This is a genomic window from Streptomyces sp. NPDC046197 (assembly GCF_040646295.1).
Lineage (GTDB): Bacteria > Actinomycetota > Actinomycetes > Streptomycetales > Streptomycetaceae > Streptomyces.
This window is the reverse complement of sequence record NZ_JBEYZY010000014.1, coordinates 187103-202460: the sequence shown is the minus strand read 5'-3', so window position 1 is coordinate 202460 and position 15358 is coordinate 187103. Positions and strand designations below refer to the sequence as shown.

Genomic DNA, 15358 nt, shown 5'->3' with positions numbered 1-15358 from the left:
ACGGCGATGACGGGCGCTCCCGCCGCCACGGCGCCCCCGGCAGCCAGGCCCACGACGGCCACGGCCGCCGCGGCCACGACGGCCGGTACGGCGATGACGGGCGCTCCCGCCGCCACGGCGCCCCCGGCAGCCAGGCCCACGACGGCCACGGCCGCCGCGGCCACGACGGCCGGTACGGCGATGAGGGGCGCTCCCGCCGCCACGGCAGTCACGGCGACGACGGCCGCCACGGCGGCTACGGCCGCGACGCCCACGGCCACCTCGGTGCTCGAAGCCGACGCCACAGCCGACGCCACACCTGGTGCCGGTGCCGGTGCCGAGGGCCGGCGGCCGGTGGGTGCGCACGGCGGGGGCCGCCCCCTCGACTGGTCGGCGTTCGGCCCGGCGTACCGGCTGGGAGACAGCGACTGGCGGGTGTGGGGGGTCGGGCTGCTGCGCAGCGCGGGCTTCCCGGTCTCCGGCCTCGACCTGCTCGGCGGTCCCCGGGCCGCCCGGGCGGCGGCCCTCGTCGAGCACGGCGCAAGCGGCCACGAGGAGTTCACGGCGGCCTACCGGGCGGACACCGAGGCCGAGTCGGGGCAGCTCGCCCGGCTCGCCGCCGACGACCGGGTGCGGCGGGCCATCGCCTGGCAGAACCGCACGGTGTACCACCTGCTGGACTCGATCGCGGCGGGCCGGGGCCCGGAGTCCAAGCGCCGGCGGCGCGAGCGCACCCTGGCGATGTACTGGCTGCGCTACTGCGCCAAGGCGGAGACGATCGGTTTCTTCGGCCCGGCGGCCTGGATGTCCGTGGCCCGGGGGCAGCGCGCGGTCGACGTCGAGCACGGCCCGGCGCTCACCGCCGCGAGCCGGACGTTCCTCGAACGCTGGACGGTGGCCGCCCTGGCCGACTGGATGGCCGCACAGCCCGGCGCCCGCTGGTGGTTCCCGCCGGTGCTCCGGCCCGACGTGCACCTCGACGGCGACCGGCTGGTCATGCAGGGCGGACGCACGGTGCGGCTGCGCGAGGACGACGTGGCGGTGCTGCGTCTGGCCGACGGAGACCGCAACGGCGAGGCCATCACGGAAGCCACCGGCTGGGATCCGGCCACGGCACGGCAGCGGGCGGAGAAGATCCTGACCCGGCTGCTGAAGCAGCGGGTGCTCACCTGGGACGCCAACATCCCGGTGGACGTGCGCGCCGAGGAGATCCTGCGGCGCCGGGTGGCGGGCATCGGCGACCCGGAGCTGTTCGTCCGCTGCGAGGCGGTCGTCACCGAACTGGACCGGCTGCGCGGCGCCATCGACCGGGCGGGCAGCGCCGAGGAGCTCGTCGAGGCACTCGACCGGCTCGACGACTTCTTCGTCCGTACGACCGGACAGGCGGCCTCCCGCGAGGAGGGCAAGGCGTACGCCGGGCGCACGCTCTGCTACCAGGACTCCCTGCGTGACTGCCGGATGGACCTGGGGCGCGACTTCTTCGACGCGCTCGCCCGTCCGCTGGCCCTGGTCGCCGACGCGGCGGACTGGTTCGGCAACCGGCTCGCCGAGCTGGTGGAGGCGGAGGTCGCCGGGTTCGTGCGCAAGGCCGCGGCCCGCCGCCCGCAGGTGACCCTCGCCGACGTGTGGACGCAGGTGCTCGGTCTGTTCTGGGGGGACAACGCCACGCCCGTGCACACCGCGACCCATGAACTGGCCGGGAAATGGCGCGAGGTGCTCGCCCTGGACGCGGCGGCCCCGGGCTCCGTGCCGGTGCGGCTGAAGGCCGTGGAGATCGAGGAACGGGCCCGCGCGGTCTTCGCCACCGGACCGGTGCGCTCGCCCCATATCGCCGTGCACAGCCCCGACCTGCAGGTGGTGGCCCCGTCCGCGGACGCCGTCAACTCCGGCGAGCACACCGTCGTCCTCGGCGAACTGCACGCCTGCCTGGCCACGCTGGACCTGCCGTTCCTCGACTGGACCACCGACGCCGGCTCGCTGCGGGACAAGGTCAACGCGGCGATCGGCGCCCCGCGACTGGTGCCGCTGCTGCCGGTCGAGTGGAAGCGCAACAGCGGCCGTATGGTCCCCGCGCCGATCGGCGCCCGGGACCGGCTGATCGGCTTCACCCGGGCCCCGTACGACGACCGGACCCGCGTCGATCCGGCGGCGGCGATCACGCTCGCCGAGTCGGACGGCACCGTCACCGCGACCACCCCGGACGGGCGCGCGTGGAGCATCGCCGAACTGCTCGCGGTGCCGGTCTCCATCATCGCCGCCGACGCCTTCAAGATCGGACTCGACCGGGCCCACGCACCGCGCGTGACCCTCGACGACCTGGTCCTGTTCCGGGAGACCTGGCGGCTGCCCGTCGCCGGAATCGCCCTGCCCCAGAAGGCCGACCGGGAGCGCGACTACCTCGCCGTACGCCGCTGGGTGGCCGCGCACGCTCTGCCCGACCTGCTCTTCGTCAAGTTCCCCGAGGAGACCAAGCCGTCCCTCGTCGACCTCACCAGTCCGACCCTCGTGCTCTCCTTCGCCAACCTCGTCCGCACCGCGCGCCGCCTCGACCCCGATGCCCTCGTGACCCTCAGCGAGCCGCTGCCGGCCCCGGACGACTCCTGGCTGGCGGACGCGGACGGCGAGCGCTACGTCAGCGAACTGCGGCTCCAGATCAGCAGAAAGGTGCCGGAATGACCGTCCTCGCATCCGACGGGGCGGCGCTGGCGCTAGGCGCCACCCGCTCCCGGGATCCCGACATCGTCGCGACGATCGGATCGACCCCGCTCGTCGCCCTCGACCGGCTGTTCCCGCCCGCCCGGTTCCAGGTGTACGCCAAGTGCGAGCGCTTCAACCCGGGCGGCAGCATCAAGGACCGCGCCGCCAAGTCGATGATCGAGCACGCCATCAAGGCCGGCAAGCTCGTCCCTGGGGTGTCCACGGTCGTGGAGTCCTCCTCGGGCAACCTCGGCATCGCCCTCGCCCAGCTCTGCAACTTCTACCGGCTCGACCTCGTCTGCGTGGTCGACCCGCGCACCACCCAGCAGAACGCCGCCATCATGCGGGCATACGGCGCGAAGGTCGAGGTCGTCGACCGCGACCCGGACACCGGCGAGTACCTGCCGTCCCGGATCAAGCGGGTCCGCTCCCTGCTGGAGAGCGTGCCGGACGCCTACTGGCCCAACCAGTACGCCAACGAGTACAACGCCCGGGCGCACCACCACACCATGCGCGAGATCTGCGAGGCGCTGCCCGGCGGTCCGGACTACCTGTTCCTCGCGGCCGGCACCACCGGCACGCTGCGCGGCTGCGCCGAGTACATCCAGGACAACGGCCTGGACACCCGGGTGGTCGCGGTGGACGCGGTCGGCAGCGTCATCTTCGGACCGCCGGAGCCGTGGGAACGCGGGCACCGGCGCACGATCCCCGGGCACGGTGCGGCGGTCGTCCCACCGCTGCTGCGGCCCGGGCTCGCCGACCGGGTCGTCAAGGTCACCGACTTCGACTGCGTGCGCGGCTGCCGCCGGCTGCTCGCCGACGAGTCCATCCTCGCCGGCGGCTCGTCCGGCGCGGTGATCGCCGCACTGCAGGGGGCCGTCGGCTGGCTGGAGGCGGGCGTCACCTGTGTGGCGGTGCTTCCGGACGGCGGTGACCGCTACCTCGACACCATCTACTCCGATGCGTGGGTCGAGGCCAACTTCCAGGAAACCCCGCTCTTCCAAGACACCGACCAGGCCAACGACCAAGAAAGGAGCGAGCCGTGAAGATCCTCGGACGGGACGACGTCAAAGCCGCTCTGGCGGGTCTCGAACCCGCCGTCCTCGACGCGGTGCGCACCGCCTACGTGCTGCACGGCCAGGGCCACTCGCAGGTGCCGTTCTCCAGCTTCCTGCGCCCGCCGCAGCCGGCCGGCTCCCGCATCATCTCCCTGCCCGCCTACCTGGGCGGCCCGGAGCCGGTGATGGGCCTGAAGTGGATCTCCTCCTTCCCCGCGAACGTGGAGAAGGGGCTGCAGCGGGCCTCCTCGGTCCAGATCCTCAACGACCTGGCCACCGGCTACCCCAAGGCCCTGCTGGAGGGCAGCCAGATCTCCGCCTCGCGCACCGCCGCGAGCGCCGCCCTCGCCGCCGGGGCCCTGCACGGCGACCGCCGGGTGCGCACCGCCGGCCTCATCGGCTGCGGCACCATCAACCACCGCGTCCTCGCCTTCCTCACACTGACCCACCCCGAGCTGGACACGGTGGTGCTCCAGGACGTCGTCCCGGGCCGCGCCGAGGTCTTCGCGGCCGAACTGGAGTCCGAGTATCCGCGGATCACCTTCCGCACCGGTGACGTCGGCGACGCGCTCGGCGCCGAGACCGTCAGCATCGCGACCACCGACTCGACGTACTGGCTCGACCTGGACAAGCACCCCGGGCGGCCCGCCGGCCAGGTGATCCTGCACCTCTCCCTGCGCGACCTGAGCACGAACTCGGTCCTGGACGCCTACAACGTCGTCGACGACATCGAGCACGCCATCCGCGAGCAGACCTCCCTGCACAAGGCCGAACAGGAGGTCGGTCACCGGGAGTTCGTGCACGCCGAGATCGCCACCGTGCTGGGCTGCACCGAGCCCCCGGCGACCGGGGATTCCGTGATCTTCTCGCCCTTCGGCCTGGGCATCCTCGACCTCGCGGTCGCCCAGGCGGTCCTCGGGGCCGCCACCGAGGCCGGCCTGGGCACCGAGGCCGAGGGCTTCGACCCGGGCAGCCACCGGGTGACCGCGGCGATGCTGGGGGGCCAAGCATGAGCGCCCCGGGCACCCTGTTCGCCGAGGGCACCAAGGCCCTGGTCACCGGCGCCTCGCGGGGCATCGGCGCGGCGATCGCGATCACCCTGGCCGAGCACGGCTGCGACGTCGCCCTCAACTACCGCTCCAACGCCGCCAAGGCCGAGGAGGTAGCCGAGCGGATCCGCGCCCTGGGCCGCGAGGCCCTGCTGCTCCAGGCGGACATCTCCGACGAGACCCGGGTGGCCGCCATGTTCAAGGAGCTGAAGACGGCCTGGCGCTCCCTGGACGTCGCCGTCCTCAACTCCGGCGTGACCGCCGACGGCCATCTGGCCGCCATGAGCGGCGCCAAGTGGCAGCAGGTCATCGGCACCAACCTCACCGGCACCTTCTTCACCGCCCGTGAGGCCACCAAGCAGATGTACGCAAGTGGCGGCGCGATCGTCTTCATCGCCTCCACCAGCGGCATCGCGGGCCGGGCCGGACAGGCCAACTACGCCGCCAGCAAGGGCGGAGTGATCTCCCTGGCCAAGACCCTGTCGTACGAGGTGGCCCCGCGCGGCATCCGGGTCAACGTGGTCGCGCCCGGCTTCATCGACACCGACATGGTCAAGAAGGTGCCGCCCGCCCAGATGAAGGAGGCCCTGCAGGCGATCCCCATGGGCCGTATGGGCACCCCGGCCGAAGTGGCCCAGGCCACCGCCTTCATGGCCAGCCCCGCCGCCTCCTACATCACCGGCAAGGTGCTCACGGTCGACGGCGGAATGATCCCCAACTGACGCATACCAACCCTTACTTGGTCACCTCTTCTTGGTCACCTCTCATCGAAAGGAACCCCCATGTCCGTCGCCACCTTCGAGGACATCCGCAGCCAGGCCGAGGCCCGCCTGGAGAAGAACATGAAGGTCAAGTCGATGATCATCGACCGGCTCGGCCTGGATGTGGAGCCGGCCGTCGTCTCCGACAACCAGCCGCTGTTCGGCCGTGGTCTGGAGATGGACTCGCTGGACACCCTGGAGATCGTCGTCATGGTCAACAACGAGTACGACGTGCTGATCAGCGACGACGACTTCGAGGCCTTCGGCTCCATCAACGCCCTCCTCGACTTCATCGAAGCCCGCGAGGTGTGAGCGTGTCGGTCACCTCCGAAGCACCCGCCAAGGCGGCGAAGAAGAAGTTCAGTTACTCCTCCGACGACATCAAGCGGATGCTTCCGCACCGCTGGCCCATGCTGATGATCGACCGGGCCTACGACGTCGTCCCCGGCGCGTCGGGCCGCGGCGTGAAGAGCGTCTCGGTGAACGAGCCCTTCTTCGCCGGGCACTACCCGGACCACTCGATCATGCCCGGCGTGATGATCGTCGAGGCGATGGCCCAGCTCGTGGCCGTCGTGTACGTCGCCGAGATGATCGAGTCGCCCGAGCCGCAGGGTGACGGCGACCCCTCGCAGAGCGTCGGCTACCTCGGCTCCATCAGCTCGATGAAGTTCTCCCGGCTGGTCGTCCCGGGCGACCAGCTCACCCTCGAGGCCAAGCTCGGCCAGCGCCTTGGCGGCCTGCGGCAGGTGTCGGTGCGGGCCACCGTCGGCTCCGAACTCGCCGCCGCCGGCTCCCTCATCGTCACCACCGGACGCAAGTCCTAGCCCTCCACCCCGTACGAGTCCGACCCGAACAGAAGGAGGTGTGGAATGTCCATCACGATCCGCCCGTACCAGGAGGGCGACGCGCATGACATCGCAGAGCTCTACAACCGCCACCGCGACAACCCCAACCCGGTAGCCGGAGGCATCACCGGCCGGGAGCTGGAGCGCGAACTGGCCGAGCGCGACACGGGCACGTTCCTCGTGGCGGTCGACGGCGGGCGTGTGGTGGGCACCTTCGGCCTGTTCCACAACACCGGCCGACGCTCCGCCCGCGCCGGTGAACTCATCGCCGACATGTTCTTCGTGGCACCCGCCTACCGCAACGGCGTGATCACCGGACGGCTGTTCACGGATGCCGTCGAGTGGATGGTGCAGTCCGGCTGCCTCGTGCTGCGGCTGACCGTCAACCCGGCCAACACCGTGGCCTTCCGGCTCTACCGGCGCGTCGGCTGCGTCTCCGTGGGACAGACCGCCCCCGGCGAGGACGGCAACGTCGAGCTGCACAACTACATCCCGCTGATCCTGCGCAGTGTGTTCGCGGACCTCGGGCCCGACGTCCGGGCCGCCCTCGGCGGACTGAACAGCTTCGCCACCGTCACCGAGTCCCGCGACGACGAACTGCGCTCCGACGTCCGCCTGGTGGACGGCGTCCGCACCGTCGACTACTGCCTGGCCCTCGGCGAGTTCCGGCTCACCGCGAGCGTCGACGTCGACCGTGGCGCCGTACGCGAGGCGGAGGTCACCGGGCCCGACGGCACCGGCCGGGCACTGCGGCTGGCGGAACCGCCGTACCGGGTACGCGCCCCCCGCCGGCCGGAACCGCACCGGTTCGCCTCCGGCGCCCTGGCGGTCGAGGTGGACGGCGACGACGGGACCGTGCGCGTGCTGGCCGAGGGCCACCACGGGCCGGTGTTCGTCTCCACCTGGCCCAGCTGCCGGGCGGACCGCTCGGCGGGCTGGCGCGAGGGCGAGCCGCGCGACCTGGAGCTCGTCCCCGTCGAACACGGGGTGCGGGTCACGGAGCGGTGCGGCGAGGACGAGGTCGTCGGCACGGTCACCCTCACCCAGGGGGTGCTGAGCCAGGACTTCACCTTCACCCGCCGGCCGGGACGCGTGTTCCAGACCGTCCCGCTGCGCCAGGGCACCTTCGCCCCCGGCGCCGGGCCGGGCCACCCCATCGGGCTGGGCCTCGGCGTCCGCGACGCCTCCGAGGTGGTCGCGGCCGCCCAGGTCGCCCCCGTCGGCGGCGAACTCACCTGGACCGGCGCCACGTGGAGCGTGCGGGTGCCGGTGGGGGAGCCGGTCCGGCTGATCCACGGCGGCCTGCTGGAGCGCGGACTGCGCACCGGGCCGGACGGGGTGGCCCGGCTGCGCACCGAGTTCCGCCCGCAGGACGCGCCCGCCGCGCCCGCCGCCCCGGCCGCGGCGCCGGTGGCCGGCCCCCGCCGGATCCAGCTCGACGCCTCGGCGGCAGGCGTGGTCGCCTGGCGGGAGGGCGGCACCAAGGTCCTGCGCAGCCCCTTCCCGCGCGCCCGGGCCTTCGGCAACAACCCCCGCTGGAGCGCCGGGATGTGGGTCACCACCGAGAACAGCCGGTTCAGCCGCGCCAGCGGGCTGGGCTGGGGCGTCAGGTCCACCTCCGCCTGGGCGGAGAAGCACCCGCTCGGCCTGTACGGCCCGCAGGAGGGGATCGGCTTCGAGCTCACCGCGCCCGATGCCACCGGCGGGCCGGTCCGTGTCGACATCCAGGCCCCCGACAGCGAGGAGGAGGTCGTTCTCTGGGTCACCCCGAACACGCCCCGCGAGACCACCGTGGTGATCGACTCCGCGGGCACCCGGTGGGAGCTGAACTCCCCCGACTTCCGTCAGGTGTGGGCCGCGGCGGCCGCGGTCCGCCTGTCCGACGGCAGCTGGCTGCACTGCCGGCCCGACCGGCCCGGGCCGGGCGAGGCGGAGATCGTCCTGCGCACGACCGCCTCCGGCCTGCTCATCGGCTGCGCGTCCCCGGCCCGGCGGCCGAGCGCCTGGTACCTGGCCGTGAGCGGCGAACCCGCCCTGTGACCACCGGACTTCCCACCAGCACTTCAAACCCTTCGTACTGATCCGCCCTTATCCACACCGATGAGTGCCGATCCGTACGGATTCATGCTGCTTCGTTCTGAATCGAACCGAAAGGAACCGCCCATCATGACCACCGCCCCGCTCCGCACCGAGACGGACGACTACGCCACCGTCCGCACCACCGTCGGCGCCTACCGCATCTCCGCCCCGCTGGTGCGGATCTCCGGCGACGAGCGAATCTCCCTGCTGGACCAGTTCCTGGCCAGGTCGGGCGAGTTCGTCGAGCCCGACACGGTCCGTGAGGCGCTCGCGCTGAACGCCGACGGCACCCCGTTCGCGATCCTGCTGCACTTCGAGATCGGCGACGACGCCTGGCTGCTGCCGCGCACCGAGGTCACCGCCGACGAGCTGCGCGCCTACCTGGAGCAGCTGGACACCCCCGAGGACGTCACCATCGAGGTCGAGCCGGAGGGCTGGGGCGCCAGCGCCTTCGAGGGCCCGACCGCCTGGTCCGTGGCCGCCAAGTTCGTCGACTTCGACATCTCCGGCCTGACCCTGCACGCGGTCACCGAGTCCGCGCTGCCCGACGAGCCGGCCGCCCTGGCCCACCTGGCGAGAGTCGGTACCACCGGCGAGTACGGCTACCTCCTGCTGTCCAACGCCCCCGGGGCCGCCCACGAGGCCGTCCTCGCGGCCGTCGCCGAGGAGGGCGGCGCGCCGGTGGGCGCCGAGGGACTGGTCCGGGTGCAGGCCGAGGCCGGGATGGCCGTGTACGCGGCCGGGTTCGCCGGGCTGACGGTGAACGAGGCCGACCTGTCCTGGATGGTCGACTGGAACCGCATCGGCGAGTTCCACGGCTCCGACGACCTGGTGCAGCCGACCCCCGAGTCGGCCAGGCTGGCCGCCCTCGCCGCCCCGGCCGAGAGCCGCTTCACCGCCGGATCCGAGGTGACGGCCGGAGGTGAGACGGTCGGCACCGTCCTGTGGCAGGCGCCCTCCGCCAACCCGGAGGAGGAACTGGTCCTCGCGCTGCTGGACGCCCCCTTCTGGGTTCCCGGTCTGGAGCTGGCCGCCGAGGACGAGCAGGGCGCCGAGCGCCCGCTGCGCACCGTGACCCTGCCCCGCGTCATCGCCCGCTCGCTCACCACGAGGATCTCCTGATGACCACGCCGAGAATCGCCCTCACCGGCCTGGGGCTGATCACCGGGGCCGGGGACGACGTCGAGAAGGGCTGGTCGTCCATCACCGCCGGGGCGTCCGGCATCCGCACCAACACCCTCTTCGACACCTCCGAGCTGCTGACCGAGTGGGCGGGCATGGTCACCGCCGAACAGCCGGCCGACCTCGACCGCTGCTACGGCCTGGCCGCGACCGCCATCCGCGAGGCGCTGCAGGGCAGCGGCCTGGACCTCGACACCGTCGACCGGGACCGGGTCGCGGTGGTGGTGGGCTCCAGCCTCGGCGCGATGCCGACACTGGAGGGCGTCCACGCGGGCCTTGTGCACGAGGGCAGACTGGACGCCGAGCAGGCGGCCGCCTCCCAACTGCCCTGTGTCGGCGACTACATCGCGGCCGAGTTCGACCTGCGCGGGCCGCGCGTGGTCCTCTCCAACGCCTGCGCCGCCAGCGCGGTGGCCCTGGGCTACGCGGCGGAGCTGCTGTGGAAGGGAGACGTCGACCACGTCATCTGCGGCGGCGTCGACCCGCTCGCCTCCCTGTCGGCGTTCGGGTTCAGCGCCCTGGGGGCCCTGGACCCGGAGCCCTGCTCGCCGATGTCGGCCTCCACCGGGCTGACCCTCGGCGAGGGGGCCGGGTTCATGGTCCTGGAGCCGGCGGACCGGGCGGCCGCGCGGGGCGCCCGGGTGCTGGCGGAGCTCGGCGGATACGGCCTGTCCTGCGACGGCTACCACCAGACCGCCCCGGACCCCAGCGGCAAGGGTGCCTGCGCCGCCATGGCGCAGGCCCTGGACACCGCCGGTCTCGGCCCGGACGACGTCGACTACCTCAACCTGCACGGCACCGGCACGCCCGCCAACGACGCCTCCGAACCCAAGGCGGTCAAGCTGCTGTTCGGCTCGTCCGTCCCGCCGGCCAGTTCCACCAAGTCGATCATCGGGCACACCCTCGGCGCCGCCGGCGCCGTGGAGGCGGTCGTCAGCACCCTGGCGATCGACCGCGGGACGCTGCCCCCGACGATCAACACCCGGGGCGTGGAGCAGCCGTTCGGCCTGGACGTCGTCCCGGACGCGGGGCGCGCGGCGGCGCCCGAGGTGGTGCTCTCCAACTCCTTCGCCTTCGGCGGCAACAACGCCTCCGTCGTCCTCAACCGGCCGGGCCGGCCCGGCTCGGCCCCGCGTCGTACGGAGTCCGTCCACGACGTCGTCGTCACCGGCGTGGCGGGCCTGGCGGGCGCGGCCGGCAACACCGCCGGCCTCGTCGCCGCCCTGAACGGCGAACGCCCCTGCTTCACCGGCGTCGAGCACGTCGAGGGCATCGGCGAGGTTCCGGTCGGCCGGATCGACGTCAAGTCCGCCTCCCGGGGCATCAACCCCAGCCGCGCCCGCCGGATGGACCCGCTGAGCCTGCTGGCCGCCGCCGCGGTCGCCGACCTGTACGGCCGGCACGGCAAGCCGTCGCGGACCGAGGCCGAGGGCACCGGCATCGTGTTCGCCACCGGCTACGGACCGGTCACCTCGGTCCTCCAGTTCCACAAGGGCGTACTCCAGCGGGGCATCAACGGCGCCAACCCCGCCCTGTTCGCCAACACGGTCGTCAACGCGGCCGCCGGACACGTGGCGATGCTGCACCGCTACCGCGGCTACACCGCCACCATCGCCAACGGCGGCACCAGCTCGGTCTTGGCCCTCCAGCTCGCGGCCCGCGTCATCGCCCGCGGCGCGTGCGACCGGATCATGGTCGTGATCGCCGACGAGTTCCCCGAGCAGGCGCTGGCCACCCAGGCCGGGCTGCCCGGCTACGCCCGCACCGCGCGGGTGGTCCCCGGCGGCCGTACCGGAATGGTGCTCAGCGAGGGGGCCGCCGCGATCCTGCTGGAGAGCCGGGAGTCGGCCGCCGCCCGCGGTGCGGACGTCCTGGCCCGGGTCCTCGGATACGGCGCCTCGGGCGAGCCGGCGGGCATCGGCCGCATCGGCCGCGACGGAGAGGCCTGGGCACGGGCCCTGCGCGCGGCGATGGCCGAGGCCGAGGTCACCCCCGACGAGATCGGCACCGTCGTCTCGGCCGCCTCCGGGTACAGCCTGGTCGACCTGGCCCAGGCCCGGGCGCTGCGCCTGGCCGGTCTCGCCGACCGCCCGTCCGTCGCACCGAAGGCGCTGCTGGGGGAGACGTACGGCAGCGCCGGGGCACTCGGTCTGGTGGCCGCGCTGAGCGGTGACGCACCGCACGGCAGGCTGCTGCTGTCCAGCTTCGCCTACGGCGGCTCGTACGCGGCTGCCGTGTTCGACGCGGAGGCGTGATGGGCGCGGCGCTGATGGACGTGGGCACGGACGCGGCTGAGGAAAGGCCGGACCGTCCCGGGGGCACAGCCCCCGGGGCCCGGCACCCTCACCGGCCCGCGGTGATCGACTGCCTGGTCACCCACCACCCCCACCTCCCCCGCGACCGGATGGGGCACCGGCTCAGCCGCTCCGGCCGGTCCCTGATCATCGAGGCCGTCCGTGGCGTGTACGGGCTCGACATCACCGCCCGGGACCTCGCCCGGGACGTGCACAAGCGCTGGAGCGTCCCGGCGTACGGCCTCTTCGTCTCGGTGGCGCACTGCGACGAGTACAGTGCCGTCGCCCTGTCCACCGGCCCGCACGTGGGAGTGGACCTCCAGGACGAACGCGAGCGGCCGTACGCCATGCGCTGGCTCGGCACCCTGCTCGGCCGGCCCGAACCCGCCACCATCCGGGACTTCGCCGAGTGCGAGGCGCTCATCAAGGCCTCGCACGTCACGAAGGAGACCTTCGCCGGGGTCCGGCTGCCTGCCTGGCGGCCGGGCTGGCGGTCCACCAACGTCCCGGGCTGCGCGGTGCGTTCGACCACGCTCGGCTCCTCGATGCACCTCGCCCTCGCGGCCGACGAGCCCGTGCCCGTGCACGTGCGGCGGCGGCCGGACGGTACCGGCGCCCCGACCCCGAAGGAGGCGGCATGACAGCGACGGCAACGGCACTGCGGCCCTACACCCGCCGCATCTCCCAGATCGAGCGCGGCTATCTGAACGCGGCGGCGACCGGCACCCCGCAGCTGATCCAGATGGTCGTCGAGGGCGAGGGCCGTATCGACCCCGACGCCCTGCGCGAGGCCGTACGAGCCGCCACGCTCGCCAACCCGGGCCTCGCGGTACGGCGGCGGGCCGCGGCCTGGCGCGCCGACGGCCCCCCGCCGCCGGTCGTGGAACTGCCCGAGGACACCGGCTTCGACGACCCGTTCTTCCACCGGGACCTCGACGTCGTCACCGGCCCGGTCTGCGAGGCCGGCCTCAGCGGGGGAGCGGTGACCCGGCTGTTCGTGCGCGCCAGTCACATCGTCACCGACGGCCGGGGCCTGCGGCAGTGGACCGCCGACGTGTTCCGGGTGCTGCGCGGCGAGGAGCCGGTCGGTGCCGACTCGGTGGTCGACGACACCCACTTCCGTACCGCGGCCGGAAAGGTGCCCCCTGCCCAGCCGGCCGCCCGGCTCGCGGGCTTCCCCGCCCTGCTCGGTGACGGTCCGGCCGACGGCACCCCGCTGTGGATCCGGCGGCGCGTGCGGGCCTGCCCGTCGGCGGTCACCGCCCGCGTGGCCGCCGCCCTCTCCGCGCACCTGGCCACCGGCACCGGCCGCCTGGTCGTGCCGGTGGACCTGCGCCGGCACGACCGCTCGGTGCGCTCCAGCGCCAACCTGACCTCCCAGCTGGTGCTGGACTTCGAGCGCGACGAGAGCTGGAAGTCGCTGCACGGCCGGATCGTGCGGGCGCTGTTGCAGAGGCGCGAAGTCGCCTCGCTCAGCCGCGACTTCCTGCGCCAGAACCCGTTCGCCAACTCGCTGCGCGAGGCGCAGGAGCTGGACGGCACCCGTTTCCCCTGTACGGCGATCATCACCGACCACGGCCGGATCGACACCGACGAGCTGCGCACCGACCGGTTCCGGCCCACCGCGTTCTCCACGCTGCCGATGCTCGTGCCCTACGCCGAGATGTTCCTGAGCGCCTGCCAGATCGACGACGCCACCGAGCTGACCCTCTCGTGCCGCAACCGCCCCGGGGCCCGCGCGGCGGGCGAGGCGGTCCTCGACGGGATCGAGCACGCGCTCATGTCGGCGGACTGAACCGGCTTTCCCACCTGTTGACTTCCTAAGGATGCGCCCACATGTCGCTGACCAATCCGACCAACGAAGAGGCGCCGAGTCCTCCGCAGAGCCCTGAGGCCCCGGCTGCGGACTCGGAGCAGCCGGAAGCGGCCCCCGCACCGGCCGAGGCCGAGGAGGCCCAGGCCGAGCCCTCCCCGTCCACTGCGCCCGCCGCGCCCGCCGCGTCCTCGGGCCCGTCCGGCCCGACCGCCCTGACCATCGCCGCCGCCATCACCGGCGGGTTCCTCGCCCTGCTCGACACCACCATCGTCAATGTGTCCCTGCAGGACACCACCGCCCGCTTCGGCGCCATCAACCAGGTGCAGTGGGTGGTGACCACGTACCTGATCGCCCTGGCGGCCCTGATGCCCGCCACCGGCTGGCTGGCCACCCGGTTCGGCGTCAAGCGCGTGTTCGCCGGTGCCACCGTGCTGTTCGCGCTGGGCTCGGCGGCCTGCGCGTTCAGCCAGACGCTTCCCGAGCTGATCGCCGCGCGCGGTGTGTCCGGCGCCGCCGCCGGTGTGCTCACCCCCGTCTCGACGATCCTGCTCACCACCGGCGTACCGCGCGAACACCTGGGCCGGGTACAGGGACTGAACGGCAGTGTCATGCTGATCAGCCCGCTGCTCGGGCCCACGATCGGCGGCCTGCTGGTCCAGGCGGGGGGATGGTCCGCGGTGTACGCGGTCAACGTGCCGCTGTGCGCGGCCCTGCTGGCCGTCACCCTGCGCTGGGTCCGCAAGGACACCCCGGCCGGCAACGAGGCCAAGCCGCTGGACGTGGTGGGACTGCTGTCCTCGGCCACCTGCACGGTGAGCACGGTGCTGGCCGTCCACGCCTTCTCCGGCGTGGGCCTGCACGCCCGGCCGTCCCTGCTGCTGCCGTTGGCCCTCGCCGTGCTGAGCGGCGCCGTGTTCGTGGTGCGCCAGCTGCGCGCCCGCTTCCCGCTGCTGGACCTGCGCCTGTTCGCCCACCGCGTCTACCGCACGGCCGCGGTGAACATCTTCTGCCTGGGCTTCGTTCTCTACTCGCCGATGATGCTCATTCCGCTGTACTTCGAGTCCGCGCGCGGCGAGAGCGCCGTGACGACCGGTCTGCTGATGTCCACCGGAGGTCTCGGCGTGGTCTCCGCGGCCTGGCTGTGCCGCGTTCTGATGAAGCGGCTGGGCGGGGGCGGCACCGTGGTCGTCGGCATCTCGCTCACCATGCTGGCCACCGTGCCCCTGACCGGGCTGTCGGCGCACACGCCGTATCCGCTGCTGTGCGCCAGCCTCATGGTCCGCGGCCTGGGCACGGGCCTGACCATCGTGCCCGCCATGACCCGGGCGTTCCAGTCGATCCGGCCGCAGTCCATCCCGGACGCCTCCTCGCAGCTCAACCTGATCCAGCGGATCGGTGGCGCCGTCGCCCTGGCCGTGGTGACGGTGATCCTGGACGCGGCGGCACGGCAGCGCCACGGGCTGGTGCCGGGCGCCTTCGCGCACTCCTTCGCCTGGCTCCTCGGCGTCTACGCCGTCACACTGCTCCCCGCCCTGGCACTGCTCGCCGCGGACCGTCGCGAGGCCCGCCGGAGCGCGGCCGCGGCCTGACGGGGAGGG

Annotated in this window: 13 protein-coding genes; 12 read left to right on the top strand and 1 reads right to left on the bottom strand. The window is 73.2% G+C overall.

Features of this window, described 5'->3' with window-relative positions; translation table 11 throughout:
• Positions 1–284 (bottom strand): hypothetical protein (locus AB0A61_RS21560; RefSeq protein ID WP_361294322.1); only part of this gene is annotated, 284 nt, incomplete at its 3' end.
• On the opposite strand from AB0A61_RS21560, the gene AB0A61_RS21555 reads away from it, so the two are divergent.
• The 12 genes from AB0A61_RS21555 to AB0A61_RS21500 all read left to right on the top strand — a co-directional run bounded on the left by AB0A61_RS21555 (position 265) and on the right by AB0A61_RS21500 (position 15349).
• The gene (locus AB0A61_RS21555; protein ID WP_361294320.1) at positions 265–2655 is read left to right on the top strand and encodes a lantibiotic dehydratase; all 2391 of its coding nucleotides are present in this window, start codon (positions 265–267) and stop codon (positions 2653–2655) included. The genes AB0A61_RS21560 and AB0A61_RS21555 overlap by 20 nt on opposite strands.
• Positions 2652–3722: a 2,3-diaminopropionate biosynthesis protein SbnA gene (gene sbnA, locus AB0A61_RS21550; RefSeq protein ID WP_361294317.1), complete on the top strand. Its 1071-nt coding sequence runs from the start codon at positions 2652–2654 to the stop codon at positions 3720–3722. Before AB0A61_RS21555 ends, sbnA begins: the two co-directional genes overlap by 4 nt.
• The gene (gene sbnB, locus AB0A61_RS21545) at positions 3719–4747 is read left to right on the top strand and encodes a 2,3-diaminopropionate biosynthesis protein SbnB (RefSeq protein ID WP_361294314.1); all 1029 of its coding nucleotides are present in this window, start codon (positions 3719–3721) and stop codon (positions 4745–4747) included. Before sbnA ends, sbnB begins: the two co-directional genes overlap by 4 nt.
• Entirely contained in the window at positions 4744–5505 is a 762-nt protein-coding gene (fabG, locus tag AB0A61_RS21540; protein WP_361294311.1) for a 3-oxoacyl-ACP reductase FabG, read from the top strand. Before sbnB ends, fabG begins: the two co-directional genes overlap by 4 nt.
• Positions 5506–5565: 60 nt before the next feature.
• Complete coding sequence (locus AB0A61_RS21535; protein ID WP_361294308.1) at positions 5566–5856, top strand: phosphopantetheine-binding protein; 291 nt, start codon at positions 5566–5568, stop codon at positions 5854–5856.
• Positions 5857–5858: 2 nt separating this feature from the next.
• Complete coding sequence (gene fabZ / locus AB0A61_RS21530) at positions 5859–6368, top strand: 3-hydroxyacyl-ACP dehydratase FabZ (RefSeq protein WP_361294305.1); 510 nt, start codon at positions 5859–5861, stop codon at positions 6366–6368.
• 45 nt (positions 6369–6413) lie between these two features.
• On the top strand, positions 6414–8429 hold the full coding sequence (locus AB0A61_RS21525) for a GNAT family N-acetyltransferase (protein WP_361294302.1): 2016 nt from the start codon (positions 6414–6416) through the stop codon (positions 8427–8429).
• Positions 8430–8555: 126 nt separating this feature from the next.
• A complete protein-coding gene (locus AB0A61_RS21520) occupies positions 8556–9590 on the top strand; it encodes an aminomethyl transferase family protein (RefSeq protein WP_361294299.1) in 1035 nt (344 codons plus the stop codon).
• Entirely contained in the window at positions 9590–11905 is a 2316-nt protein-coding gene (locus AB0A61_RS21515; RefSeq protein WP_361294296.1) for a beta-ketoacyl-[acyl-carrier-protein] synthase family protein, read from the top strand. Before AB0A61_RS21520 ends, AB0A61_RS21515 begins: the two co-directional genes overlap by 1 nt.
• Complete coding sequence (locus AB0A61_RS21510) at positions 11905–12585, top strand: hypothetical protein (protein WP_361294293.1); 681 nt, start codon at positions 11905–11907, stop codon at positions 12583–12585. The genes AB0A61_RS21515 and AB0A61_RS21510 overlap by 1 nt, the downstream gene beginning before the upstream one ends.
• Entirely contained in the window at positions 12582–13739 is a 1158-nt protein-coding gene (locus AB0A61_RS21505) for a hypothetical protein (protein WP_361294290.1), read from the top strand. Before AB0A61_RS21510 ends, AB0A61_RS21505 begins: the two co-directional genes overlap by 4 nt.
• Positions 13740–13780: 41 nt before the next feature.
• The gene (locus tag AB0A61_RS21500; protein ID WP_361294287.1) at positions 13781–15349 is read left to right on the top strand and encodes a DHA2 family efflux MFS transporter permease subunit; all 1569 of its coding nucleotides are present in this window, start codon (positions 13781–13783) and stop codon (positions 15347–15349) included.
• Positions 15350–15358: the final 9 nt, after the last annotated feature.